The organism is Pseudomonas sp. AK-TSAG1-1 (assembly GCF_056821665.1).
In genome coordinates this window covers 2,317,503-2,340,382 of the sequence record NZ_CM165965.1, presented here as the reverse complement: position 1 = coordinate 2,340,382, position 22,880 = coordinate 2,317,503, and the positions used below count along the sequence as shown (strand labels likewise).

Genomic DNA, 22,880 nt, shown 5'->3' with positions numbered 1-22,880 from the left:
GCCCCTTGAACATCCGGTGTTCAAGGGGCTTTTGGCTTTACGGTGTTTACACGTGCTCAGCCAGTTTCTTCTGCTTCGCCCGGCGCGACATCATGTTCAGCACTTCAATCGCTGCCGAGAAGGCCATGGCCGCGTACACATAACCTTTCGGCACATGAGCGCCAAAGCCTTCAGCGATCAGCGTCATGCCGATCATGATCAGGAAGCCCAGGGCCAGCATCACCACTGTCGGGTTGTCGTTGATGAACTTGGCCAGCGGCTCAGCGGCGAACAGCATCACCATCACCGAGACCACCACTGCGATCACCATGATCGGCAAGTGTTCAGTCATGCCCACCGCGGTAATGATGCTGTCGATGGAAAACACCATGTCCAGCATCAGGATCTGACCGATGGCGGCAGCAAAGCCGAGGGTCACGGTCGATGTTGCGCTTTTCGGGTCTTGCGGCGCCGGGTCCATGCTGTGATGGATCTCGGTCGTGGCTTTCCACACCAGGAACAGGCCACCGGCGATCAGGATCATGTCCTTCCAGGAGAACGCCTGACCCATGATGTCGAGCACAGGCTCGGTCAACTGGACGATGAAGGCGATGGTGCTCAACAGGGCCAGACGCAAGATCAGCGCCATGCCGATACCGATACGACGGGCTTTCTGCCGATGCTGCACGGGCAGCTTGTTGGTCAGGATCGAAATAAAGATCAGGTTATCGATGCCGAGCACGATTTCCATCACCACCAGTGTGGCCAAAGCAACCCAGGCGGCGGGGCTGGCGGCGAGTTCTAACAGATATTCCATGGGTCAGTCCTGACTCTTTGTAAGACGGTTTAGATGGTCTTGGAGGAAGATTCGGATTTTTCCGCGTCTTTTTCCGGTGCTTCTTTTTTCTCGATCAGGCCGCCGGTGGCGTCACTGAGCGCTTGCTCAGCGGCTTTGTGCGTATCGTCGATCGCCTGCTTGGCGCTTTCCGCCGCCTTGCCCATCAACTGCTGAGCGCTTTTCTCGGCCTGGTCGCAACCGGCCATAAGCAGTAAAGACGTAAACATCAGTGCTGGAATTGTGTATTTCATGAGGTTTCCTTCGAATGAACAGACCGGGTCACAGACCACACGTCGATGGCTGGGCATTCTAGGGAGACAAACACTTCAGGAAAATTCGTATTTTTAGCGGCTATACTTCGATTTTTACGAACCCAGCATTCTCCCCGCAGAGGCCATTGCGCGATGCTCAATTACCGACAACTGCATTACTTCTGGGTGGTCGCCAAGACCGGCAGCATCGTGCGCGCCTGCGAACAGCTGAACCTGACGCCGCAGACCATCAGCGGGCAGATTTCGCTGCTCGAACAAACTTATGGCATCGAACTGTTTCAACGGGTCGGCCGCCAACTGGAACTGACCGAAGCCGGGCGCCAGGCCCTGCCCTACGCCGAGCAGATGTTCCAGTTAGGTGGCGAGCTGGAGTTGATGCTGCGTGCCCAGCCCAACGAACAGCAGATCCTGTTCCGCGTCGGGGTGGCGGATGTGGTGCCCAAATCCATCGTTTATCGCCTGATTGCGCCGACCATGGAGCTCAACGAGCCGCTGCGCATCACCTGTCGCGAAGACAAACTCGAACGCCTGCTGGCGGACCTGGCGATCCAGCGCCTGGATCTGGTGATCTCCGACAGCCCAATGCCCTCGCACCTCGACATCAAGGGCTACAGCCAGAAGCTTGGGGAATGCGGGATCAGTTTCTTCGCCACCGCGCAGTTGGCGGCGCAATACGGACAGGATTTCCCGCGCAGTCTCAGTGGCGCGCCGTTGTTGATTCCCGGCGCCGAAACCGTGGTGCGCAGCCGTTTGCAGCGCTGGTTTGCCGAGCAGCAGATTCAGCCGCAAATCGTTGGGGAATTCGATGACAGCGCCCTGATGCAGGCCTTCGGCCAATCGGGCAGCGGGATTTTCATCGGCCCGAGCGTGATTGCCGACGAAGTCAAACGCCAGTACGGCGTCGAGGTGATTGGCCAGACCGATGCGGTGACCGAGTCGTTCTATGCCATTTCGGTGGAACGCAAGGTCAAGCACCCCGGCATCGTTGCGATTACCGAAGGTGCCCGACGCGAACTGTTTACTGCGTTATGACACCTGGGCGCTGGCTTCGCGCGGCTTTAGCGTCATCAGCACCATGGCGAGGAAGACCGACAACAGAATGAACCCGGCCGCCGCGAACCCGAGAAACCCAAGACCGGCACTGTCGATCACCCGGCCGCCGATCATCGCACCCAAGCCGATCCCGAGGTTGGCCCCGGCGATGTTCAGCGAGGCGGCAAAGGCCGGTGCCTGGGGTGCGGCTTTCATCAGACGCACATGGCTGACCAGGAACAGCGCGGCCTGGGTGATGCCCCAGATGCCCATGGCAACCGCCAGACCCAACGTCGAGTGAATGTTCGGGACCAGCGCCACCATGCCGGCAATCATGAACGCGCAGAACAGCACTGAAGCGCCCAGCGGATGACGATCCACCGCGCGGCCGCCCAGCGAGTTGCCGATCAGCCCGACCGCACCAAAGCCCATCAGGCACCAGCCGACCACGGTGCCGTTGAACCCGGCCAGACGCTCAAGGATGTCGGCCAGATAGGTGTACGCGGTGAACATGCCGCTGAACACCAGGATCGACAACAGCACATGGCCGATCATCAGTGGGCTGCGCAGGATCTTGAACTGCGAGGCGAAGCTGACCTGATGCTGATGCAGGCTGGTTTTCGGCAGATAGACAAACAGCAGCAAGGCCTTGGCGAAGGCGATGACCGCCAGAATCGCGAACGCGCTGCGCCAGCCGAACGCATCGGAGATCAACGTGCCCACCGGGATGCCGAACACCGTGGCGCAGACAATACCGAAGCCGATCTTGGCAATCGCGCGGCCGGCGTAGTCCGGACCAACGATGTCCACTGCCGTTTCACTGGCCAGCGCCCAGAACACCGGCAGGCCGAGCGCCGGGATCAACCGGGCGATCGCCATCACCCAGATGTTCGGCGCCAGCGCCGCAACGGTGTTGGCCAGGCCGAACATGATCAGGATGGTGATGAACAGTTTGCGCCGCTCGAAACGGGCGAAATAGGCAGTCAAGAATGGACCGAACATCGCTACCGTGAACGCGAATAGAGTCACCAGCAGACCGGCTTGCGGGATGGTCACCGCCAGGTCGCGGGCAATCGCCGGCAGCAGGCCGACAATGACGAACTCCGTGGTCAGCACCGTGAATCCGGCAGCGGACAACAGAAGAATGGGCAACAGCATGAGCAACTCCAGCAAAACGACGACACCAGCGATGACCGAAAGGCCCGCTGGCAACTATTAAAATGAGGATGGCGAATCTTAACAGAGTGTTTCAGCGCTGACTTGCACAAACCTGCCGACTTGCCGATCAATCGGGTGGCAGATCGTCACAGGCCTGAGGGATAACGCCTACGCTGTGATAAAGTCCGCGCCCCGAAAAACGTACACCCAGATCAACGACCGGTTTAATGCCGTTGGTAGCGCACCAACCCTTTCGGTTCGTGCCGGTGACCTGCCCCCGATGTATCACCGGCTGCACGCAACCTTGCACCCTATAAAAAACCAGAGATGCCGTTATGACCGCTTCATCCCCTTCTCTATTGCAACGCCTGAAAAATCTCAGCCTGGTCACGCAGATCCTGATCGGCCTGATTGCCGGCATCGCACTGGCGCTGTTCGCCCCGGAAGCGGCGAAAGGCTCGGCGTTCATCGGCAAAGTGTTTGTCTCGGCGCTGAAAGCCGTGGCACCGATTCTGGTGTTTGTGCTGGTGATGGCCTCGATTGCCAACCACAAGCACGGCCAGGAAACCCACATCCGGCCGATTCTGTTCCTGTACCTGCTCGGTACCTTCGCGGCGGCCGTGGTCGCGGTTGTCGCCAGCATGGCATTCCCTTCTCACCTGGTGCTGTCCACCGACAACGTGGCAGTGACGGCGCCGGGCGGTATCGCTGAAGTCCTGCAGAGCCTGTTGCTGAGCGTGGTCGATAACCCGGTCAGCGCGCTGATGAACGCCAACTTCATCGGCATTCTGGCCTGGGCGATCGGCATGGGCGTCGCCATTCGCCATGCCGGCGACACCACGCGTGAAGTGGTCGGCGACCTGTCCAACGGTGTGACGCTGATCGTACGCGTGGTGATTCGCTTCGCTCCGCTGGGGATTTTCGGCCTGGTGGCCTCGACTCTCGCCACCTCGGGCTTCGGCGCGCTGATCGGTTACGCGCACCTGCTGGCGGTTTTGCTGGGCTGCATGCTGTTCGTGGCGCTGGTAATGAACCCGCTGATCGTGTTCTGGAAACTGCGCCGCAACCCTTACCCGCTGACCCTCAAGTGCCTGCGCGAGAGTGGCATCACCGCGTTCTTCACCCGCAGCTCGGCGGCGAACATTCCGGTCAACCTGGAACTGAGCAAGCGTCTGGGTCTGCACGAAGACACCTACTCGGTCTCGATCCCGCTCGGCGCGACCATCAACATGGCCGGCGCGGCAATCACCATCACCGTGCTGACCCTGGCCGCCGTACACACACTGGGCATTGCCGTGGACATTCCGACCGCGATCCTGCTCAGCCTCGTCGCCGCGATCTGCGCCTGTGGCGCCTCGGGCGTGGCCGGCGGTTCGCTGCTGCTGATCCCGCTGGCGTGCAGCCTGTTCGGCATCCCGAGCGAAATCGCCATGCAGGTGGTGGCGGTTGGTTTCATCATTGGTGTGCTGCAGGATTCGGCTGAAACCGCGCTGAACTCCTCTACCGACGTGCTGTTTACCGCTGCGGCTTGCCTGGGCGAAGAAGCGAAAGCCCAACGCACCGCATAACCGCCGTCCCGCACGGGAAATGAAAAAGCCCGCCAAGGCGCAAACCTTGGCGGGCTTTTTTGTTGCCGGGTGTTTTAGTACGCGCCCATGAAATCGCGTTTACCCACTTCAACACCGTTGTGACGCAGCAGCGCGTAGGTGGTGGTGACGTGGAAGAAGAACTGCGGCAGACCGTAGCTCAGCAGGTAAGCCTGGCCGCTGAAGCGCTTTTCTTTCGGGGTGCCCGGACGGGTAACGATCTCGATGCCTTCCTTGCCGTTGATCTGCTCAGGCTTGATCTCGCCGATGTAGGCCAGGACCTTGGCAATCAACGCCTGCAGCTCGGCGAAGGTGGTTTCGGTGTCGTCATATTTCGGGATTTCGACTTCGGCCAGACGCGAAGAAACGCCCTTGGCGAAGTCGACGGCGATCTGTACCTGGCGCACCAGCGGGAACATGTCCGGGTACAGGCGCGCTTGCAGGAAGGCGTTCGGGTCGATGTTTTTCTCGGTGGCGTGGGCTTCAGCCTTTTTCAGGACATCGCTCAGGGCGTTGAGCATTTGTTGAAAAACCGGGACGGATGCGGCGTACAGGGAAATGGTCATGGCAGTCTCGTGTGGTGGCTGGGTGGAACGTGGAGGCGATTATAGCCATGCTTGATGACCACACGGCTTGCCTTTTGTTAGCCAAGGATTAGGCTAGGCGCCTTCGACTGCAGAGGGAACGCGCGATGACCACCGAACTTGAAACCATCACCGACGAACCACGGCTCAACGCCACGGAAATTCGCATTCTGGGTTCACTGATCGAAAAACAGGCCACCAGCCCGGAAACCTACCCGCTGACCCTCAACGCACTGGTGCTGGCCTGCAATCAGAAAACCAGCCGCGAACCGGTGATGAACCTGACGCAGGGCCAGGTCGGCCAGAGCCTGCGGGCGCTGGAGAGCCACGGTTACACCAAGCTTGTCATGGGCAGTCGCGCTGATCGCTGGGAGCACAAGATCGACAAGGCGCTGGAGTTGGTGCCGGCCCAGGTGATTCTCACCGGGCTGATGTTTCTGCGCGGCCCGCAGACGGTCAACGAACTGCTGACCCGCAGCGGGCGCATGCATGATTTCGAAGATACCGAACAAGTGGTGCATCAGCTTGAGCGCCTGATCGCGCGCGGGCTCGCGGTGTTGATCCCGCGTCAGGCCGGTCAGCGGGAAGACCGCTACACCCATGCACTGGGCGATCCGGCGGACATCGAGGCGATTCTGGCGGCGCGGCACAATCCCGGGGAACGCGCGAGCGGCGGTGTTTCGGTCGAGCGCATCGAGGAGCTGGAAGCACGGATCGCCGCACTGGAAGAGCGCCTGGCCCGCCTCGAATAGCACCACAATCCCTTGTAGGCGTGAGCCTGCTCGCGATTGCGGTGGCTCATTCAAAAATTCATTGCCTGACAGGCCACCATCGCGGGCAGGCTCACGCCTGCATGGGATCTACGGATTATTCGCCATCCCAGTAATCCACCCCATCCGCCAGCCGCGCCACGGCGACGAAGCCTGACGCATTGCCCTGGGCATCGACCTTGAAGTTATCCATCACCGCGTATTTGTTGGAGTCCGGATACTCACAGATATCCGGCTGTTGCTGGGTACTGACCGCCAGATAACGCAACTCGGCGTCACTGGTGTTGATGATCTGATGCGCCATTTCGGGGCCGCCCGGCGGACAGGCAATCACATCGCCCTCGCGGATCGGGAAGCGTTCGGAGCCCAGGCGCACTTCGCCCGCGCCCGCCACCACATAGAACATCTCTTCATTGACCCGATGACTGTGAAACGGACTGCCGCGCATGCCCGGCGGCAGTGCGTACAGCCGATAGCCCAGTTTCTGCGCGCCCAACTGCTGGCCGATGCGGGCCATGCGTTGCTGGTAACGAGCCGCGGTTTCGCCTTCGGGGGCGAGGGCTTCGGGTAAAGGTTCGAGTTCGACCTGGTGCAGGTTGAGGATGGGCGGATGCATGGGGAGCCTCGATCAGGTTTTTATGAGGGGGCAAGTCTTTGCTTGCTGATATCGCAGTATAGGTAACCCGATCTGAGACCGGGTTGCTGCCTTCGCGAGCAGGCTCGCTCCCACAGGGCCATGCATTTCATTGCAGGAGTGAGCCAGCTCGCGATGAGGCCAGTCCTGCATACACGCAATCAACTACGTGCAAACGCCACCGCTGCCGCAAACTGCTCTTCAGTCGGTCGCACACCCGTGTACAACACGAATTGCTCCAGCGCCTGGATCGCAATCACTTCCAACCCGGTAATGACCTTTTTACCCTCAGCCCGGCCACGCACGATCAGCGGCGTTTCCGACGGAATCGCCACCACATCAAACACGGTGTCAGCCGCCTTGATCACTTCAGGCGCGAACGCCAGTTGCCCCGCCTCCGGCCCACCGTCCATGCCCACCGGTGTGACGTTGATCAGCATTTGCGGACGTTCTTCGCCCAGTTCCGCCTGCCAGCGATAACCCAGCGAGTCCGCCAGTGCCCGGCCGGCGCGCTCATTGCGCGCCACGATCAAACCGTTTTTGTAGCCACCATCGCGCAAGGCGCTGGCCACCGCTTTGGCCATGCCGCCGCTGCCGCGCAGGGCGAACGTCGTACCTTGCGGCACCGCGTGGGTTTCCAATAACTGCGCGATGGCAATGTAATCGGTGTTGTAGGCCTTGAGGTGGCCCTGGGTGTTGACGATGGTGTTGATCGACTGGATCGCCGCCGCCGACGCATCCAGTTCATCGACCAGCGCGATGCACGCTTCCTTGAACGGCATCGACACGCCGCAGCCACGAATCCCCAGTGCACGAATTCCGCCCACGGCACCCGACAGGTCCTGACTGCTGAACGCCTTGTAATAGAAATTCAGGCCCAACTGTCCATACAGATGGTTATGAAAGCGCAGACCGAAATTACCCGGGCGCCCGGACAGGGACATGCACAGCTGGGTGTCTTTGTTGGGATTCATCTGCATGAAACTTCTCCTTCAAACGGACTTTCGGATGGACGGAGTTAGCCATTCCATCGGGTTCTGAACGATCATGAGCGCCTGTCTGCAACGGGCCGCGTGCCCCTTTGACCCACCGGTAAAGAAGCCGGTACAGACCTTACACAAAATTTACCCAGCGGCTGTGCTGATTTTCAGAATTTCGCTGTCATAGAAGTATCCCCGCGACAACTTTGGGCCTGGTGCAGGCCCGGACGCCGGGTCGAAGAACCGAGGAATTATCATGATTCGTAAACTCCCCATCGTGGCCTTGTTGATTGGTGCATTCGCTATCACAGGTCAGGCAGAAGCCCACGGCGGTGGCTGGCAGGGTCCGGCAGTATTTGGTGCGATTGTCGGCTCGGCCATCATCGGCTCGGCATTGATCAATCAGGACCGGCCGGTCTATGTGCAACAGCCTGTTTACGCTCAACCGGCACCGGTTTATGTGCAACAGCCGCCGCCACCGGTCTACTACCAGCCAGCCCCGGTTTACGTGCAACAACCGGTTTACGTGCCGGGCCCGGTTTACTACGGCCCACCACGCGGTTACTACGGCCACCCGCACTACTACGGTGGTCGCTGGTAACAGCAATACGAAGCCCCGCTTTATAGCGGGGCTTTTTTATGACCGTCGGTCGGGCAAAGTCTGAAAAAATCTTGTAAAGGTCGCTGTCGGGACAGTTTGAACCGTTAAAGTCGGCATGATGGACTTGACCGTTGGGGGCAAATCGCAAAACGGTCATTTATTTGTCATGACGGAACCGCAATCTGAATCCGTCCGTAAACAACAGGTTGATAACAACAAGGACGACTGTATGCCTACTCAAAACCCGCACCGCATCGTCGGCTTATGCACCTCAAGCAAGGTGTACAGCGCGCTGACCGAACTCAAGCACCTGGAAGGCCACCGCTGCGCCAAGTTTCTTTCGCTATTGGCCGAGAATCTGGTACACAAGGGCCTGCTCAATGAGCGCGAAGTGGTGCACATGCTTGATCAGGTTGTCGACTGAAACAGTCCTCACTGTTATCAATGACGACTATCGAAAGCGTTGATTGTCCCTGAGCGCAGCGAATCCATAAGGTAGCTCCATAGATTGATGGAGGTACTTTTCATGGCTCAGGTTCAAATCATGTCCGTTATCGGCAGCGCTGTTCCCGCCTCCCTCAGAGCGACGGGATTGCTCGCCTGCTGGTATCTGGTGCGTGACGGCGAGCCGATCAGTGGCCCGCTCACGTCGCTGCCGGCGGCGCAGGCCCTGTCGCAGAAAATCGTCAGCGCGCCGTTCCACGCTTAAGGCAACTGGACTTTCGGTTTGGTCTCGATGAACAGCGCCCAGCTGGACATGAACAGCGCCGCGATCAGCGGCCCGATCACGAAACCGTTGAGGCCGAACACCGCCAGGCCGCCGAGGGTCGAGATCAGAATCATGTAATCGGGCATGCGCGTGTCCTTGCCCACCAGAATCGGCCGTAGCACGTTGTCGACCAAGCCGATCACGAAGACCCCGAACAACCCCAGCACCACGCCCTGCCAGATCATCCCGCTGAGCAGGAAGTACACCGCCACCGGCGCCCAGACGATCCCCGCCCCCACTGCCGGCAGCAGCGACAGAAACCCCATCAACACCGCCCACAGCAACGCGCTGGGGATATCGAGAAACCAGAAAATCGCCCCGCCCAATGCGCCCTGAGTGACCGCCACCACCAGGTTGCCTTTCACGGTCGCGCGTACCACCCGATTGAATTTCAGCTGCAAGCGGCGTTTCTGGTGCTCCTCCAGCGGCACGGCGGTGCGGATCTTGCGCACCAGTTCGGCGCCATCACGCAGAAAGAAAAACAGCAGGTACAGCATGATGCCGAAGCTGACCACGAACTCGAACGTGCCCTGGCCGAAACTGAACGCCTGAGTGGCCAGCACCTGGCTGCCCTGCATCGACGCCTTGACGATTTTCTCGCGCAGCCCGTTGAGTTCGCCCATGCCGAAGCGGTCGAGCAAGTGCTGAAAGTACGGCGGCAGGCTGTGTTTGAACTGTGCCAGATAGGCACCGATGTCCAGTTGGCCGCTTTCGATGTTGTTGTACAGCGTCGCGCCTTCCTGGACCAACAACACGCTGAGGATGATCACCGGCAGAATCGCGATGATCAGGCAAATGCCCAGCGTGCATAAAGACGTCAGGTTGCGTTGCCAGCCGAATTTCTGCTGCAAACGGCGTTGCATCGGCGCAAACAGAATGCCGAGGATCACCGCCCAGAACACCGCGCCGTAGAAGGGCAACAGAATCCAGATGAAAGCGACCGTCACCAATAACAGCAACACGGTGAGGGATTTGAATTGCAGGGTTTTCTCGTTCATGTCCGATCCATGTCAGTCAGGCGTCTCGCACGCCCCGCAACTTAGTCCGCCGGGGCGCGCGCGAGTGCCATCTTTGTTCATGGAGCATAGTTGCCGAACGGCAAACGCCGTCAGCGCACTGGCAACTGCACAATCTGCTCGGTGCTGAGCACGTCGCCGAAGGTGTCTTCGACTTCTGCCAGTGCCGCCTTGTGCAGGGAGTCCTTGTCGATGGACACGCCGTTGATCCGGGTGATGGCGCGGGTCGCCGAGGCATCGGCGGCGACGATCACGTTGTAGCCCAATGGCGCGGCATCCCGTGCCGCACCCGCTACACAAGCGTGGGTCATCAGGCCGGAAATGATCAGCGTCTGGATGCCGGCTTTTTTCAACTGCTGGTCAAGGTCGGTACTGGCGAACACGCTGACGGTGCTCTTTTGCAGCACCACATCCCTGGCCCGTGGCTGCATGTCCTTGTGGAACTTTACCGTCTCGCCATCGATGGCGAACACCGCCGAACCCGCCGGCGCGACGTGCTGTACGTGATAAACCGGGATTTTGTGGTGGTCGGCGAAGGTGATCAGTTCACGGGTTTTCGCCAGGGCGGCTGCACCGTCCGGGATCGGCATCCTGCCGCTGAAGTATTCATTCTGGAAATCGATCACCAGCAGTGCCGATTTGCCGGCCGGCAAATGATCGACCGGTGTCGCGCCGGACATCGCCCGAATGGTCGGGTGGTTGTCGGCCATCGCTGCGGTGCTGGCCAACACACCGGAAAATGCACAAGCGGCAAGCCAACGACGAGTAAAGTTCTGCATGGGATGTTCCTGCTTCGGTTGAGTGGATGCGCCCATCTTAAGAAGCCTGCACTGCACCGAACACAGTGAAACCGGCACATGATCTGTGCTTGTTCTGCACAGATCAGCGCGACCTGCGCAAAGGTAGATCCAGATCAATACTCCACGATGGCAGTTGCACTACCCTGCCGCGCTTTTGCGACCGATGCCGCCATGATCCCTGACCTGCCCCTCGCCGCCCCGGAACTGCTTGCCCCCGCCGGCACCCTGAAGAACATGCGCTACGCCTTCGCCTACGGCGCCGATGCGGTCTACGCCGGGCAGCCGCGTTACAGCCTGCGGGTGCGCAACAACGAGTTCGACCACGCCAACCTCGCACTCGGCATTCGCGAAGCGCAGGCTCAGGGCAAGCGCTTCTACGTGGTGGTCAACATCGCCCCGCACAACGCCAAACTGAAAACCTTCCTCAAGGACCTGGCGCCGGTGATCGAGATGGCGCCGGACGCGCTGATCATGTCCGACCCGGGGCTGATCATGCTGGTGCGCCGGCACTTTCCACAGATGCCGATCCACCTCTCGGTACAAGCCAACACGGTGAACTGGGCAAGCGTCGAGTTCTGGCAACACCAGGGACTGAGCCGGATCATCCTCTCGCGGGAATTGTCGCTGGAGGAAATCGGCGAAATCCGCGAGCAGGTGCCAGGCATGGAGCTGGAAGTGTTCGTTCATGGTGCGCTGTGCATGGCATACTCCGGGCGCTGCCTGCTGTCGGGCTACATGAACAAGCGCGACGCCAATCAGGGCACCTGCACCAACGCCTGCCGCTGGAAATACTCGGCGCAGCAGGCCACGGAAAATCAGCTCGGCGAAATCGTGCAGACCTTCCAGCCCGAGCCGACCCTGGGCATCGGTGCACCGACCGATCAAGTGTTCCTGCTGCAGGAAGCCAATCGCCCGGACGAACTGATGCCCGCATTCGAGGATGAGCACGGCACTTACATCATGAACGCCAAGGATCTGCGCGCGGTGCAGCACGTCGAGCGCCTGGCCCGCATGGGCGTGCACTCGCTGAAGATCGAAGGCCGCACCAAGTCGCACTTCTATTGCGCGCGCACCACTCAGGTCTATCGCCGGGCGATCGACGATGCCGTGGCCGGGCGCGAGTTCGACCGCAGCCTGATGACCGATCTCGAGTCACTGGCGCAGCGCGGCTACACCGAAGGCTTCCTGCGCCGGCATGTGCATGACGAATACCAGAATTATCAGAACGGCAGCTCGGTGTCGGAGCGCCAGCAGTTCGTCGGCGAGTTGACCGGCGAGCGCCGCGACCGGCTGGCCGAGGTCAAGGTGAAGAACCGCTTTGCACTGGGTGATCACCTGGAGCTGATGACGCCCAAGGGCAATTTCCACTTCGATCTGCACCAGTTGCAGAGTGCCAAGGGCGAGGCCATCGAAGTCGCCCCGGGCGATGGGCACACGGTGTATCTGCCGATTCCGGATGCGGTGGATTTGCGCTTTGGATTGTTGATGCGCGATGTCACCGGCTCTCAGGCCTGAAACTCCTCGCGCAACATCGCTACAAATGCCTCACGCGCCGGGTGCACCCCGGCGTTTTCGTGCCAGTAGAACAGGTTTTCGATGGCCGTCAGCTCGGGGAATTCGTAGCCGACACACCCGGCCCCTTTGGCGTATTGCTCGTACACGCCTTTGGGCACCAGCGCGACCCCGGCACCGGCACTCACGCAACCGACAATCGCCCCGTAACTCGCCAGGCTGACAATCGGCAGCGCCTGCCCCTGACGCAACAGCCAGTGCTCTAGTGCCGCCCGATATGGACAGCCCTGCGGCCACATGAACACGGTCTTGTCCTGCAGATCGTGGATGTCGCGCACCGTCCCGAATGACGTCGAGGCAATCAGCAACAGCTCCTCGCGGTACATCGGTGTGCGCTTGAGCTGCGAGCGCTCGACATCCACCGCAACGATGGCGCCGTCGAGGCGATGGCTGACGGTGTCGTCGAGCAACTGGCCCCAGGTGCCGGTGGTCAGTTCCAGCGCCACCTGCGGGTAGCGCTGATGAAATTTCGCCAACAGCCGAGGCAAACGCCCGGTGGCCGAAGACTCGATGGCGCCAATGCGCAGCGGGCCGGACGGTTCGGCAGCGGGATCAACTGCACGCTTGGCTTCGGCGGTCAGCGCCAGAATCTTCTCTGCATACGCCAGAAACGTCTGCCCCGCCGGGCTGATTCGCAGCCCGCGCCCTTCGCGCAGAAACAACGCGACACCCAGTTCCGCCTCCAGCGCCTTGATCCGCGCAGTGATGTTGGACGGCACGCAAAACAACTTTTCAGCGGCCCGGACAATGCTGCCCTCATCGGCCACGGACTTGAACATGCGGATCTGTGCCAGCTCCATACTCATCACTCAAAGTGAACATTGAGCACAGTATAAGTCAGTTGTGGCGAATGATTTCGCGCCCGGATACTCGGCGCATCAACCTCACTGGTGCGCTCATCATGTCGTCCCCCTCCCCTTTGAAAGTCGTTCTGGCCATGGTCTTCGTGGTCGCCTGCTGGGCCTATTCGCCGACCGGCATCCATCTCGGACTGCAAGCCTATGAACCCGGCCATCTGGCGTTGCTGCGGTTTCTCCTGGCATCGCTGTTCATGGCGCTGATCGCGGCGTTCAAGGGCATTCGCCTGCCGCAACGACGCGACGTGCCGCTGCTGTTCGCATTGGGGTTGTTCGCGGTCAGCCTGCATCACGTGGCGCTGAACATCGGCCAGCAAAGCGTCAGTGCCGGCGCCTCCAGCGTACTGGCGCAAACCAGCCCGCTGTTCAGTACGCTGCTGGCGCGCTACCTGTTCAAGGATCAGGTCAGTGCCTGGCGCTGGAGTTGTGTGCTGCTGGGGCTGATCGGCGTGGTGATCGTGGTCAGCGCCGATCGGGGCCTGGGGCGGATCGACGCGCATGGCTTGCTGATCCTGCTGGCAGCGCTGTCGTGGAGCATTTATTTCGCTCTGCAGAAACATCACGCGCGGCGTTATGACGGTTTTAGCCTTGCGTGTTACGCGGTGTGGTCGGGGACGCTGCTGTTGCTGATTTACCTGCCGGGGCTGAGTGACGCGGTGTTGAAGGCGCCGCTGCGGGTGCAGTGGGCAGTGCTGGCATTGGGGATATTTCCCAGTGCGCTGGCGTATCTGGCCTGGGGCTTTGTGCTCAAGCATGTGGATTTGAGCCGGGCGACGATGAGCCTGTACCTGATTCCGCCAACGGCGATGGCCTTTGCTTCGGTAGGTCTGGGCGAGCAGCCGTCGCTGATGGTGCTGGTAGGGGCTGCCGTGGTGTTGATCAGTGTGCTGGCGTTGAATCTGGAACGGCGGGTGGTGGTGCGACCGGTTGAAGTCTGATCGAGGATCTTTAGTGAGGCGAATGACCTTATCGCGAGCAGGCTCACTCCTACAGCGCGCGCATTCAACCTGTGGGGGGGGTGTATCAGGCGGAGATTTGTAGCAACCACTGTTTGAACGCGCTCATCGCCGCCGTTTCCGGCCGCGACTGCAATCGTGTCAGCCAATAGCTGCCGGTGGTGATTTCAATCGCGAACGGCTGGCAAATCAAGTCCGCCGCCAGTTGCCGGGCGAACATCAACGGCGGCGCCAGCGCCACCCCGCTGCCCTGCAGCGCGGCCTCCATCATTGCCAGCGATGAGTCGAACACAATGCTCTGTGGCGGCGCGGCGTGGGTCGCCAGGCCGGCAGCGTGAAACCACTCTGGCCATTCATCGGTGCGATAGGAGCGCAGCAGACGCTGTTGCAGCAGGTCTCCCGGCGTGTGCAGTTGCCGGGCGATTTCCGGTACGCACAGCACCGACAGCGGCGCCTCGATCAGTCGCGTTGCCTCAATGCCATGCCACGCCCCGGCGCCGAAACGAATCGCGTAATCCAGTCCTTCAGCAGCGACGTCGACCCGGTTGTTGTGGGTCGACAGGCGCAAATCAATCAGCGGGTGGGTTGCCTGAAAGTCCGCCAGCCGGGGCAACAACCAGCCGACCGCGAACGTCCCCACCGCCCCGACGGTCAACGTTTCGCGGTACTGTCCACCGGCCAGTCGTTCGAGCATCTGCGCAATGTGATCAAATGAAGTGGTCAGCACCGGCAGCAGGGTTTCGCCTTCACCGGTGAGCATCAACCCACGCGGCAGGCGCTTGAACAGGGTAACGTTGAGTTGCGCCTCGAGGCTTTTGACCTGATGGCTCACCGCTGCCTGGGTCACGCACAGCTCCACGGCAGCGCGGGTAAAGCTCAGATGCCGCGCCGAAGCTTCGAATGCGCGCAGTGCATTGAGCGGCAATTGCGGTCGAATCATGCCCAGTCCCAAATTTTTCTAATGGCTCATGCGAAAATTCATCGTTTGTCGATTGCCCCCGGACTGCCTAAATTGACGGCGCTGATCAGCCGCCCAACGGGAAAATCGCCCGCAGTGTAGCGGGATAACACCATCAACACTCATGGAGAGTGGTTCACTCATGTCCTTCATCACCCCGAGCAAAGTCATTTCCTGCAGCGCCTTCGGCCTTATTTTCGGCGCCACCGCGTGCATCGCCGCCACGCCCGGCGACGAGCAACTGCAAGTCCTGGTGAAAAACACCGTGGCCCCGGTGATGCAGCAACAGCACATCCCCGGCCTGGCCGTGGCCATCACGATTAACGGCCAGGCGCATTACTTTAACTACGGCATTGCCGCCAAGGACACCGGACAAGCGGTCAGTGAAAACACCCTGTTCGAAGTCGGCTCGGTGAGCAAGACCTACACCGCGACACTCGCCGGTTATGCCCAGGCCACTGGCAAACTGGACTTGGCGACCCAGGCCAGCCATCTGTGGCCGGACCTCAAGGGCAGCGCCTTCGACCACATCAGCGTGTTGCAACTGGGCACCTACACCGCTGGTGGCCTGCCGCTGCAATTCCCGGCCGAAGCGGATTCGGCGGACAAGATGCTCGGTTACTACCAGCAGTGGAAACCGTTGTATCCGGCCGGCAGCCATCGCCTGTATTCCAACCCGAGCCTGGGCCTGTTCGGCTACCTGGCGGCGAAAAGCCTTGGCCAGCCGTTTGATCAGGCGATAGGCGAAACCCTGCTGCCAAAACTCGGCCTGCAACACACCTACCTGCAGGTGCCGGCGTCCGAAGAAAAACTCTACGCTCAGGGCTATGACAAGAACGACCAGCCGGTGCGCGTCAGCCCCGGCGCACTGGATGCCGAAGCCTATGGCATCAAGACCAGCGCGGCGGACCTGTTGCGTTACGTGCAGGCCAACCTGAAACCGGCCGGCCTTGAACAACCGCTGCAACACGCCATCGCCAATACCCACACCGGTTACTACACCGTCGGCGACATGACCCAGGGTCTTGGCTGGGAACGCTACCCCTACCCGATCAGCCTCGCGCGGCTGCAAGCCGGCAACTCTACGGAAATGGCCATGGAGGCGCACAAGGTCACATGGCTGGCCTCACCACAGCCTGAACCGGCCAATGTGCTCTACAACAAAACCGGCGCCACCGGCGGTTTCGGTGCCTACGTGGCCTTCGTGCCGTCGAAAGACATCGGCATCGTGATTCTGGCGAACAAGAACTACCCGAATGCCGAGCGGGTGAAGATTGCGCATAGCATCTTCAGTGCACTGACTGACTAACGCTCAAAAGCTGCGAAAAAAAATGGGCGACCTGCGCAGGTCGCCCATTTTCTGTTTCAGGTCGCGGGATCAGTCATCCGGCATTTCCGGTGGCTTGGCGGGTTTTGCGGGTTTCGCTGGTTTGGCCGACTTGGCGCCCTTGTCGCCTTTTTTGGCTGAAGGCTCAGCGGCAGCGGCGGCAGTTTCGGCCACGGTCGGTGCGCTGATGTCTTTCTCACTCGCCGGCAGCGCATCCACCGTGTCGAAGATTTTCTTCAGATCGACCGACTTCGCTTCATCGCCCGAGGCCGACAGCTTGGTCTCGCCGTCCTTGCCCAACAGGAACACTTTCGGATACGCCCCCGCGCCCAGCTTCAGCGAGCGCAGCAGGGCCATGGTGTCCTGCTGGCCGAGATCCTTGCCGTCAAGCTGACCGGCCATATTGAGGATGGTGTAGACCTTGATGTTGCGATCGGTGACACCCTTCTTGTTCGCCGGATCTTCCAGCGACTTTTTCAGGCCTACCCACACCGGATCGACGGTGCTGGAGGCGATGACGATCAGCGGTCTGGATCGGCCCATGTCCCCGGCGATGGGCGAATCGTTTTCTGCGGCGAACAAGGGGCCGGCAATCGCCAGCAAGAGTGTCAGGGTCAGTGACCTGATGAGCATGCGCATCTCCTTTTGATATCCACGCTCTAATGATTGCGCATCGTGGCGATTGTTCCGGGCATGCCCGGCAAATATGTTTCGCCTTGTCAGAAGCTTAGGACAGCCACGACATTGCGCAACATCATCGGCGTGATCGCAATGGGGATTTGATTACCTTTTATGAGCACAGTAGGGTGGCTGCTCTGCCGACGAAATGGAGTTCACCCGCATGCACATCGATTATCTGTGTGACCACCCGCACCTGATTGAGGAACTGGCCGAGCTCAATTTCAAGGAGTGGGGCCAATTCCGCCCCGCAGACACCCTTGAGGCCCGGACCAATCGTATGCGCGCGGCTTGCGGCAAGGGCACGATCCCAAGCGTGGTGGTGGCCATTGAAGACGGCAGGTTGCTCGGTGGCGCTCTGCTGATCGCCAGCGACATGAAGATCCGCCCGCAACTGACGCCGTGGCTGGCAGGGGTCTATGTGAAGGCAGAAGAGCGCGGACGTGGCGTCGCTTCGCAACTGGTCAACAGGATCGTCGATGAAGCCGCCGCACTTGGCGTCTCGCAGTTGTATCTGTACACCGACGCCGCGCAAGCGCTGTATGCGCGCCTGGGTTGGGAGGTGGTCGAGGATCTGGTGTACGACGATCTGCCGGTGACGGTGATGAAATTTGTCATCCAGCGTTGATCCTTTGATGAGGAGTCAGCCCAGCGCGGACTCCAGCATTGCAGCATCGACAAGGTGCCCGGCAATCCGGAGCTGTCCGTCCTCCAGGCTGACACTCAGCGTTACCGCCGGGCGATCCCCCGGATACTTGCGCAGCACCAGATCAATGCCACTGGCCGTTTCGTCGGCCGTGGACAGCAGATCCCACAGGCTGTCACTCAGGTCCAGCAGCACCCGCCCGTTCTGTTGATCGACCACGCGCGGCGCATACAGCCAATGGCTCATACGCATTTCCCGGGGGGCGACGGTGATAGCCAGACGCTCGTTGCAATGCAGGGTGGTTTCGCTCATGGCAATCGATCAGAACGCCAGCTTGTAGCCGATCAACAGCAGCATGGTTGCCAGGCACGGGCGCAGCAATTCATCGGAAATGCGCCCGGTGAGATGGCTGCCGAGCCAGATGCCCGGCAGCGAACCCACCAGCAGGAAACCCAGCACGCCCCAATCCATGTTGCCCATGCTGGCGTGGCCGAGGCCGGCGACCAGGGTCAATGGCACGGCATGGGCGATTTCCGTGCCGACCAGACGTCGGGTCGGCAGCAACGGATAAAGGATGAACAACGCCACGGTGCCCAGAGCGCCGGCACCGATCGAGGTCAGAGCAACCATGGTGCCAAGGATCAGACCGGTGATCACGGTCATCACGTTCAGGCGCACGCCACTCGGGTTGTAGTTGCCGCCAGCGCGTTTGTGGGCGAATGCCAGCAAGCGCTTCTTGAACAGAATCGCCAGCGCCGTGGCGAACAGCACGAAGCCCAGGGCTTGCTTGATGATCGCGTTCATCGCGTCGGGTGCAGTGTGCAGGGTGCTGAGGAACCACAGGGTCATGGCAACCGCCGGCACGCTGCCGAGGGTCAGCCAGCCGGTGATGGCCCAGTCGATGTTGTTGTTCTTTTTATGAACGAGCACGCCACTGGATTTGGTAATGGCCGCGTACAACAGGTCGGTGCCCACTGCGGTTGCCGGGTTGATGCCGAACCACAGCAGGATCGGCGTCATCAACGAACCGCCGCCGACTCCGGTCATACCGACAATAAAACCCACCACCAACCCGGCGATGACCAGGCCGAAATTTGCCAATTCCATTAAGACGTCCAGAAAAACGACAGGAAAAATCTGGCCCGCAGCATAGCGATTTTTCATATAACCACATATATCGATGCGGTCTATGGTTATGCCTTCCCGCTACACCCCCTATCCGCTGTGGGAGCGGGCTTGCTCGCGAAGGGGGCGTAGCAGTCGACGCATGAGTTGACTGACAAGCCGCTTTCGCGAGCGAGCCCGCCCCCACAGGGGTGATGCGGTGTTTGGTAGATCAATGCACGCGCCGGCCCGGTTTGAAGCTGTGATGACGGTTGATCCACACCGTCGCCAGTGCGATCAGCGACAAAATCAGCAGCGCCCACGGAAACGACATCGCCCCCGCTCGGTCCAGCAGCAACCCGCCGAACAAGCCACCGCCGGCAATCGCCACGTTCCAGGAGGTGGTGAGCATCGCCTGCACCACGTCCACATGCTCCCCGGCCGAGTCCGCCGCTGCCGTCAGCAGTAACGTCGCCGAGCCGCCGAACGACAGGCCCCACACGGCCATGCAGGCGTAGATCAGCCACGGCGACGGTGCCACCAGCGCCAGCACCAGTGCGGTCACGGCAAACACCGCGAGGCTGATCAGGGTCAGCCAGCGTAACCAGCGATCCACCAGCACGCCGATGATCCAGATCCCCACCAGCGAACACAGGCCGAACACCAGCAGCACCAGATCGACCCGCTCGGCCAGTCCGGCCTGCATCAGGAACGGTGCAATGTAGGTATAGAGAATGTTGTGCCCGAGCATCCAGGTCAGGACCACGACCAGCACCGGCCGCACGCCCGGCAGACGCAGCGATTGCAGCAACGGCAGGCGTTCGGCGCTGGCCTGGCCGGGACGGTCCGGCACCACAATGACGATCCACGCCGCCAGCACCAATGCCAGCGCCGACATGATCCCGAACGAGGCGCGCCAGCCGATCAGGTTGCCCAGCCAGGTTCCCGCCGGGGTGCCCAGCGACAGCGCCACCGGGGTGCCAAGCATGGCGATCGCCAGTGCTCGCCCCTGCTGATGCACCGGCACGATTCCCCGCGCGTAACCCGCCATGATCCCCCACGACAGCCCCGCCGCCATCCCGGCGAGGAATCGCGAGGCCAGCGTCAGGCCGTAGTGGCTGGAGAAGGTGGTCACCGTGTTGAACAGCAGGAAACCACCGACCGTCATCAGCAGCACCCGCCGCCGTGGCCAACCTCGGGTGGCCACGGTCAGCGGGATCGCCGCGACAATCGAGCCCAGCGCATACAGGGTCACCAGTTGCCCGGCGAGCACTTCGCTCACCCCAAGCCCTTCGCCGATTTGCGGCAGCAGCCCGGCCGGCAGTGTTTCGGTGAGGATGGCGATGAAGCCGGTCATGGCGAACGCCAGCAACGCCGCGTATGGCAGTTTTTCGCTGCGGGCGGCGTGATCGATGCGGGTGAATTCGGTGCTTGCGGAGTCGGTCATGACAGGTGCAGCTCCCTTGGAGTCAAGATGACGGAAGATTGTATACAAACCATCCGACCGCCACTCTACCCGACTCGGCTTACTGCACCGGCAAAAAATTCAGGAACAACAGACTTTGCGCGTAATTCAGGCCAATGCGCCGGTAGCGCTCGTCGAGCATCTGCGTCAGCAAGTCGAGCCGCGCGACGATCTTGCCGAACTCGGTGGCAAAACTGAGGTTACTGCCCTCCTCCGAGATTTCATTGGAGAACAGCAGCGGCTGACCTTCCTTGTTCTGCCGCTGGGACAGAATCCACGTGGCTTTCTCGATATTGCGCGCCGCGTTGTGGACGAAGGTCGGGTTGATCGCATCGGTCATATAGAACTCGATGCGATTGCCGTGGGCGGTGACCAGCATGCTGCTGATGGCATAGATGAACGCGCCGACCCGGTCACCGAGAAATTGCGGACTCATCGCGTAACTGAGCGCCGCCAGATCCTTGCGCCCGCCCAGCACTGGCAACGGTTGCTGCTGCTCGACCGCCAGGCGTACCTGTTTCACGGCGGTGTTGATGTCGAGGAAACCCGACTTGCGCAGTTCTTCCGGATTGCGCAAATACAGTTTGCCCATCAACCGGTAAAGGCTGTTGAGGTTGTCGCGCATCGCCAATGTGGCCATGCGGTCGACACTGGTCTGCAGGAATTCCTGCGGCTGCCCCTCACGTATCTGAGCGATGAAACCGTTGCCGTCCTGGTGGCTGCAACCGCTGAACAATAACGACAACAGGCACACCAGCAGCAGGCACGGGCGGCGAACAACAGCAGCGATCAGGTCACAAACACTCGGCATGAATTCTCGAACGGGCACATTCCTGCGCGGCGGGCGTCGCCGCATCCTGGCCATGGATAGAGCCGGTAATTGCGAAAAAGTGCAGTGGCGGATTGGCTCAGTCGATTTTTGGCGAACGAACGCCAAGCAAATTAGTCAGTCTTTATTGTTGATATAAACGATTAACCCGCTATAAATTTTTACCTGACAACCATTTAGTCCGACTAATTTCGACATCCATCCATTCGATTTTACCGATGGAACGTCGCGCTCGAAAACAACAACAAAAAGGAAGGTCAACCATGCATCATTCCCGTCACCTGCTTTGCGGTATAGGACTGTCCCTGATGATCGCCACTGCCAGCGCCCACGCCAGCGGCCTGACTGCTGAACACAAAACCTTCGGCAAAACCAATGACGGCACACCTGTCGAGCAGTACGTCCTGCGCAACAGCCACGGCATGCAGGCGACTGTCATTACCTACGGCGCGACCCTGCAATCGCTGCTGGTACCGGACAAACACGGCAAGTCTGCCGATGTGGTGCTGGGCTTCGACGATGTTCAGGGCTACCAAAAGGGTACGGCGTATTTCGGTGCGACCATCGGCCGTTTCGGCAATCGCCTGGCCGACGGCGCGTTCGAACTCGATGGCAAGCGCTATCAGGTGCCGCAGAACGACAAATCCAACGCCTTGCACGGCGGCACGCTGGGTTTTGATAAAAAGGTCTGGAAAGCCGAGCCGGTCAAAGACAAGGACTCAGTCGGTGTGACCCTGACCTACCTGTCGGCGGACGGTGAAATGGGCTTCCCCGGCAACCTCACCACGCAAGTGACCTATCGCCTGACCGACAGCAACGAACTGCGCATCGACTACACGGCCAGCACCGATAAACCGACGGTGCTGAACCTGACCAACCACAGCTACTTCAACCTCGCCGGTGCCGGCAATGGCGACGTGCTGAAACAGCTCGCCACCCTGCACGCCAGCCGTTACACGCCCGTGACCGGCAAACTGATCCCGACCGGAGAACTGGCCCCCGTGGCTGGCACGCCGATGGATTTCACCCGGCCCACCGCCATCGGCGCGCACATCAAGGCCGATCACCCGCAGCTGAAATTCGCCGAACCGAAACAGGGCGGCTTTGATTTCAACTGGGTGCTGGATACCAACGGTGAGGTGAGCAAGGTTGCCGCCGAGGTCAGCGATCCGCAGTCCGGGCGCCATTTGCAGTTGTTCACCAGCGAGCCGGGCGTGCAGTTCTACACCAGCAACTTCCTCGATGGCACGGTCAAGGGCAAGGGTGGCAAGGTCTATCCGCACTGGGGCGCGTTTACCCTGGAGACCCAACACTATCCGGATTCGCCGAATCAGCCGGATTTCCCAAGCACGCGTCTCGATCCGGGGCAGACTTACCACCACAGCGTGGTGTTGAAGTTTTCCGCGAAATAGCCTGCCTGACACCCGCCAAGGGTGAAGCGGGTTCCTGTGGCGAGGGGATTTATCCCC

At 60.5% G+C, this 22,880-nt stretch carries 26 protein-coding genes; 11 read left to right on the top strand and 15 right to left on the bottom strand.

The annotated features are described in order from the left end of the window. Positions 1-46 precede the first annotated feature (46 nt). Both AC1UK9_RS10555 and AC1UK9_RS10550 read right to left on the bottom strand, forming a co-directional pair. Positions 47-796: a TerC family protein gene (locus AC1UK9_RS10555; RefSeq protein ID WP_473015147.1), complete on the bottom strand. Its 750-nt coding sequence runs from the start codon at positions 794-796 to the stop codon at positions 47-49. A 29-nt stretch (positions 797-825) separates the two neighbouring features. Further along, complete coding sequence (locus tag AC1UK9_RS10550) at positions 826-1,068, bottom strand: hypothetical protein (protein WP_025108906.1); 243 nt, start codon at positions 1,066-1,068, stop codon at positions 826-828. A 153-nt stretch (positions 1,069-1,221) separates the two neighbouring features. On the opposite strand from AC1UK9_RS10550, the gene nhaR reads away from it, so the two are divergent. Then, positions 1,222-2,121 carry a transcriptional activator NhaR gene (nhaR, locus tag AC1UK9_RS10545; RefSeq protein ID WP_025108905.1) on the top strand — a complete coding sequence of 300 codons (900 nt, stop codon included), beginning with the start codon at positions 1,222-1,224 and terminating at the stop codon, positions 2,119-2,121. Here the strand turns inward: nhaR and AC1UK9_RS10540 are convergent. Continuing rightward, a complete protein-coding gene (locus tag AC1UK9_RS10540) occupies positions 2,116-3,279 on the bottom strand; it encodes an MFS transporter (protein ID WP_025108904.1) in 1,164 nt (387 codons plus the stop codon). The genes nhaR and AC1UK9_RS10540 overlap by 6 nt on opposite strands. 335 nt (positions 3,280-3,614) lie before the next feature. Here AC1UK9_RS10540 and sstT point away from each other — a divergent pair, with 335 nt between their 5' ends. Then, complete coding sequence (gene sstT / locus AC1UK9_RS10535; RefSeq protein ID WP_482580003.1) at positions 3,615-4,847, top strand: serine/threonine transporter SstT; 1,233 nt, start codon at positions 3,615-3,617, stop codon at positions 4,845-4,847. A gap of 74 nt (positions 4,848-4,921) precedes the next feature. Here sstT and AC1UK9_RS10530 read toward each other — a convergent pair whose 3' ends face one another. After that, on the bottom strand, positions 4,922-5,431 hold the full coding sequence (locus tag AC1UK9_RS10530) for a DUF1993 domain-containing protein (protein WP_025108902.1): 510 nt from the start codon (positions 5,429-5,431) through the stop codon (positions 4,922-4,924). Between the two features lie 125 nt (positions 5,432-5,556). Between AC1UK9_RS10530 and AC1UK9_RS10525 the strand changes: the two genes are divergently transcribed. Continuing rightward, on the top strand, positions 5,557-6,201 hold the full coding sequence (locus AC1UK9_RS10525; protein WP_482580002.1) for a YceH family protein: 645 nt from the start codon (positions 5,557-5,559) through the stop codon (positions 6,199-6,201). Between the two features lie 115 nt (positions 6,202-6,316). Here AC1UK9_RS10525 and AC1UK9_RS10520 read toward each other — a convergent pair whose 3' ends face one another. Next, positions 6,317-6,835 (bottom strand): cupin domain-containing protein, encoded by a 519-nt coding sequence (locus tag AC1UK9_RS10520; RefSeq protein WP_025108900.1) that lies wholly within the window; start codon positions 6,833-6,835, stop codon positions 6,317-6,319. 179 nt (positions 6,836-7,014) lie between these two features. Continuing rightward, entirely contained in the window at positions 7,015-7,833 is an 819-nt protein-coding gene (locus tag AC1UK9_RS10515) for a shikimate 5-dehydrogenase (RefSeq protein WP_482580001.1), read from the bottom strand. A gap of 256 nt (positions 7,834-8,089) precedes the next feature. Here AC1UK9_RS10515 and AC1UK9_RS10510 point away from each other — a divergent pair, with 256 nt between their 5' ends. The 3 genes from AC1UK9_RS10510 (at position 8,090) to AC1UK9_RS10500 (ending at position 9,143) form a co-directional block, all read left to right on the top strand. Then, a complete protein-coding gene (locus tag AC1UK9_RS10510) occupies positions 8,090-8,434 on the top strand; it encodes a hypothetical protein (protein ID WP_025108898.1) in 345 nt (114 codons plus the stop codon). A 229-nt stretch (positions 8,435-8,663) separates the two neighbouring features. Continuing rightward, positions 8,664-8,858, top strand: a complete 195-nt coding sequence (locus AC1UK9_RS10505) for a hypothetical protein (protein WP_025108897.1) — start codon at positions 8,664-8,666, stop codon at positions 8,856-8,858. Between the two features lie 102 nt (positions 8,859-8,960). Next, positions 8,961-9,143: a hypothetical protein gene (locus AC1UK9_RS10500; protein ID WP_025108896.1), complete on the top strand. Its 183-nt coding sequence runs from the start codon at positions 8,961-8,963 to the stop codon at positions 9,141-9,143. On the opposite strand, the gene AC1UK9_RS10495 is transcribed toward AC1UK9_RS10500, so the two are convergent. Together AC1UK9_RS10495 and AC1UK9_RS10490 are read right to left on the bottom strand one after the other, a co-directional pair. Beyond that, positions 9,140-10,201, bottom strand: a complete 1,062-nt coding sequence (locus AC1UK9_RS10495) for an AI-2E family transporter (RefSeq protein ID WP_473015140.1) — start codon at positions 10,199-10,201, stop codon at positions 9,140-9,142. The genes AC1UK9_RS10500 and AC1UK9_RS10495 overlap by 4 nt on opposite strands. 110 nt (positions 10,202-10,311) lie before the next feature. Further along, positions 10,312-10,998 carry a cysteine hydrolase family protein gene (locus tag AC1UK9_RS10490; protein ID WP_482580000.1) on the bottom strand — a complete coding sequence of 229 codons (687 nt, stop codon included), beginning with the start codon at positions 10,996-10,998 and terminating at the stop codon, positions 10,312-10,314. 192 nt (positions 10,999-11,190) lie between these two features. Between AC1UK9_RS10490 and trhP the strand changes: the two genes are divergently transcribed. Beyond that, on the top strand, positions 11,191-12,534 hold the full coding sequence (gene trhP, locus AC1UK9_RS10485) for a prephenate-dependent tRNA uridine(34) hydroxylase TrhP (protein ID WP_482579999.1): 1,344 nt from the start codon (positions 11,191-11,193) through the stop codon (positions 12,532-12,534). Here trhP and AC1UK9_RS10480 read toward each other — a convergent pair. Then, on the bottom strand, positions 12,525-13,391 hold the full coding sequence (locus AC1UK9_RS10480) for a LysR family transcriptional regulator (protein ID WP_473015978.1): 867 nt from the start codon (positions 13,389-13,391) through the stop codon (positions 12,525-12,527). The two genes, trhP and AC1UK9_RS10480, sit on opposite strands and share 10 nt — an antisense overlap. Before the next feature lie 101 nt (positions 13,392-13,492). On the opposite strand from AC1UK9_RS10480, the gene AC1UK9_RS10475 reads away from it, so the two are divergent. Further along, on the top strand, positions 13,493-14,386 hold the full coding sequence (locus AC1UK9_RS10475; RefSeq protein ID WP_029977406.1) for a DMT family transporter: 894 nt from the start codon (positions 13,493-13,495) through the stop codon (positions 14,384-14,386). Positions 14,387-14,471: 85 nt separating this feature from the next. Here the strand turns inward: AC1UK9_RS10475 and AC1UK9_RS10470 are convergent, their stop codons facing one another. Further along, positions 14,472-15,344 (bottom strand): LysR family transcriptional regulator, encoded by an 873-nt coding sequence (locus AC1UK9_RS10470; protein WP_482579998.1) that lies wholly within the window; start codon positions 15,342-15,344, stop codon positions 14,472-14,474. A gap of 160 nt (positions 15,345-15,504) precedes the next feature. Between AC1UK9_RS10470 and ampC the strand changes: the two genes are divergently transcribed. Next, entirely contained in the window at positions 15,505-16,671 is a 1,167-nt protein-coding gene (gene ampC, locus AC1UK9_RS10465) for a class C beta-lactamase (protein WP_482579997.1), read from the top strand. A 69-nt stretch (positions 16,672-16,740) separates the two neighbouring features. On the opposite strand, the gene AC1UK9_RS10460 is transcribed toward ampC, so the two are convergent. Then, a complete protein-coding gene (locus AC1UK9_RS10460; RefSeq protein ID WP_025108888.1) occupies positions 16,741-17,322 on the bottom strand; it encodes a DUF4174 domain-containing protein in 582 nt (193 codons plus the stop codon). 208 nt (positions 17,323-17,530) lie between these two features. On the opposite strand from AC1UK9_RS10460, the gene AC1UK9_RS10455 reads away from it, so the two are divergent. Beyond that, positions 17,531-17,995 (top strand): GNAT family N-acetyltransferase, encoded by a 465-nt coding sequence (locus AC1UK9_RS10455; RefSeq protein ID WP_025108887.1) that lies wholly within the window; start codon positions 17,531-17,533, stop codon positions 17,993-17,995. Positions 17,996-18,010: 15 nt separating this feature from the next. On the opposite strand, the gene AC1UK9_RS10450 is transcribed toward AC1UK9_RS10455, so the two are convergent. From AC1UK9_RS10450 to AC1UK9_RS10435, 4 genes are all read right to left on the bottom strand, one after another. After that, positions 18,011-18,325 carry a hypothetical protein gene (locus AC1UK9_RS10450; RefSeq protein WP_482579996.1) on the bottom strand — a complete coding sequence of 105 codons (315 nt, stop codon included), beginning with the start codon at positions 18,323-18,325 and terminating at the stop codon, positions 18,011-18,013. 9 nt (positions 18,326-18,334) lie between these two features. Beyond that, positions 18,335-19,120 carry a sulfite exporter TauE/SafE family protein gene (locus AC1UK9_RS10445; RefSeq protein WP_025108885.1) on the bottom strand — a complete coding sequence of 262 codons (786 nt, stop codon included), beginning with the start codon at positions 19,118-19,120 and terminating at the stop codon, positions 18,335-18,337. Positions 19,121-19,349: 229 nt separating this feature from the next. Continuing rightward, positions 19,350-20,564 carry an MFS transporter gene (locus AC1UK9_RS10440; RefSeq protein WP_482579995.1) on the bottom strand — a complete coding sequence of 405 codons (1,215 nt, stop codon included), beginning with the start codon at positions 20,562-20,564 and terminating at the stop codon, positions 19,350-19,352. A 79-nt stretch (positions 20,565-20,643) separates the two neighbouring features. Beyond that, positions 20,644-21,393 (bottom strand): hypothetical protein, encoded by a 750-nt coding sequence (locus tag AC1UK9_RS10435; RefSeq protein WP_482579994.1) that lies wholly within the window; start codon positions 21,391-21,393, stop codon positions 20,644-20,646. A gap of 281 nt (positions 21,394-21,674) precedes the next feature. On the opposite strand from AC1UK9_RS10435, the gene AC1UK9_RS10430 reads away from it, so the two are divergent. Then, positions 21,675-22,823 (top strand): aldose epimerase family protein, encoded by a 1,149-nt coding sequence (locus AC1UK9_RS10430; protein ID WP_482579993.1) that lies wholly within the window; start codon positions 21,675-21,677, stop codon positions 22,821-22,823. Positions 22,824-22,880: the final 57 nt, after the last annotated feature.

What these genes read in the sequence shown, in the direction of transcription:
- AC1UK9_RS10455 (WP_025108887.1), top strand. Translation starts at nt 17,531, where the DNA reads ATGCACATCGATTATCTGTGTGACCACCCGCACCTGATTGAGGAACTG.
- AC1UK9_RS10540 (WP_025108904.1), bottom strand. Translation starts at nt 3,279, where the DNA reads ATGCTGTTGCCCATTCTTCTGTTGTCCGCTGCCGGATTCACGGTGCTG.
- AC1UK9_RS10530 (WP_025108902.1), bottom strand. Translation starts at nt 5,431, where the DNA reads ATGACCATTTCCCTGTACGCCGCATCCGTCCCGGTTTTTCAACAAATG.
- AC1UK9_RS10440 (WP_482579995.1), bottom strand. Translation starts at nt 20,564, where the DNA reads ATGACCGACTCCGCAAGCACCGAATTCACCCGCATCGATCACGCCGCC.
- AC1UK9_RS10430 (WP_482579993.1), top strand. Translation starts at nt 21,675, where the DNA reads ATGCATCATTCCCGTCACCTGCTTTGCGGTATAGGACTGTCCCTGATG.
- AC1UK9_RS10490 (WP_482580000.1), bottom strand. Translation starts at nt 10,998, where the DNA reads ATGCAGAACTTTACTCGTCGTTGGCTTGCCGCTTGTGCATTTTCCGGT.
- trhP (WP_482579999.1), top strand. Translation starts at nt 11,191, where the DNA reads ATGATCCCTGACCTGCCCCTCGCCGCCCCGGAACTGCTTGCCCCCGCC.
- AC1UK9_RS10450 (WP_482579996.1), bottom strand. Translation starts at nt 18,325, where the DNA reads ATGAGCGAAACCACCCTGCATTGCAACGAGCGTCTGGCTATCACCGTC.
- AC1UK9_RS10475 (WP_029977406.1), top strand. Translation starts at nt 13,493, where the DNA reads ATGTCGTCCCCCTCCCCTTTGAAAGTCGTTCTGGCCATGGTCTTCGTG.
- AC1UK9_RS10520 (WP_025108900.1), bottom strand. Translation starts at nt 6,835, where the DNA reads ATGCATCCGCCCATCCTCAACCTGCACCAGGTCGAACTCGAACCTTTA.
- ampC (WP_482579997.1), top strand. Translation starts at nt 15,505, where the DNA reads ATGTCCTTCATCACCCCGAGCAAAGTCATTTCCTGCAGCGCCTTCGGC.
- AC1UK9_RS10470 (WP_482579998.1), bottom strand. Translation starts at nt 15,344, where the DNA reads ATGATTCGACCGCAATTGCCGCTCAATGCACTGCGCGCATTCGAAGCT.
- AC1UK9_RS10435 (WP_482579994.1), bottom strand. Translation starts at nt 21,393, where the DNA reads ATGCCGAGTGTTTGTGACCTGATCGCTGCTGTTGTTCGCCGCCCGTGC.
- AC1UK9_RS10525 (WP_482580002.1), top strand. Translation starts at nt 5,557, where the DNA reads ATGACCACCGAACTTGAAACCATCACCGACGAACCACGGCTCAACGCC.
- AC1UK9_RS10480 (WP_473015978.1), bottom strand. Translation starts at nt 13,391, where the DNA reads ATGGAGCTGGCACAGATCCGCATGTTCAAGTCCGTGGCCGATGAGGGC.
- AC1UK9_RS10445 (WP_025108885.1), bottom strand. Translation starts at nt 19,120, where the DNA reads ATGGAATTGGCAAATTTCGGCCTGGTCATCGCCGGGTTGGTGGTGGGT.
- AC1UK9_RS10555 (WP_473015147.1), bottom strand. Translation starts at nt 796, where the DNA reads ATGGAATATCTGTTAGAACTCGCCGCCAGCCCCGCCGCCTGGGTTGCT.
- AC1UK9_RS10550 (WP_025108906.1), bottom strand. Translation starts at nt 1,068, where the DNA reads ATGAAATACACAATTCCAGCACTGATGTTTACGTCTTTACTGCTTATG.
- sstT (WP_482580003.1), top strand. Translation starts at nt 3,615, where the DNA reads ATGACCGCTTCATCCCCTTCTCTATTGCAACGCCTGAAAAATCTCAGC.
- AC1UK9_RS10510 (WP_025108898.1), top strand. Translation starts at nt 8,090, where the DNA reads ATGATTCGTAAACTCCCCATCGTGGCCTTGTTGATTGGTGCATTCGCT.
- AC1UK9_RS10460 (WP_025108888.1), bottom strand. Translation starts at nt 17,322, where the DNA reads ATGCTCATCAGGTCACTGACCCTGACACTCTTGCTGGCGATTGCCGGC.
- AC1UK9_RS10505 (WP_025108897.1), top strand. Translation starts at nt 8,664, where the DNA reads ATGCCTACTCAAAACCCGCACCGCATCGTCGGCTTATGCACCTCAAGC.
- AC1UK9_RS10500 (WP_025108896.1), top strand. Translation starts at nt 8,961, where the DNA reads ATGGCTCAGGTTCAAATCATGTCCGTTATCGGCAGCGCTGTTCCCGCC.
- nhaR (WP_025108905.1), top strand. Translation starts at nt 1,222, where the DNA reads ATGCTCAATTACCGACAACTGCATTACTTCTGGGTGGTCGCCAAGACC.
- AC1UK9_RS10515 (WP_482580001.1), bottom strand. Translation starts at nt 7,833, where the DNA reads ATGCAGATGAATCCCAACAAAGACACCCAGCTGTGCATGTCCCTGTCC.
- AC1UK9_RS10495 (WP_473015140.1), bottom strand. Translation starts at nt 10,201, where the DNA reads ATGAACGAGAAAACCCTGCAATTCAAATCCCTCACCGTGTTGCTGTTA.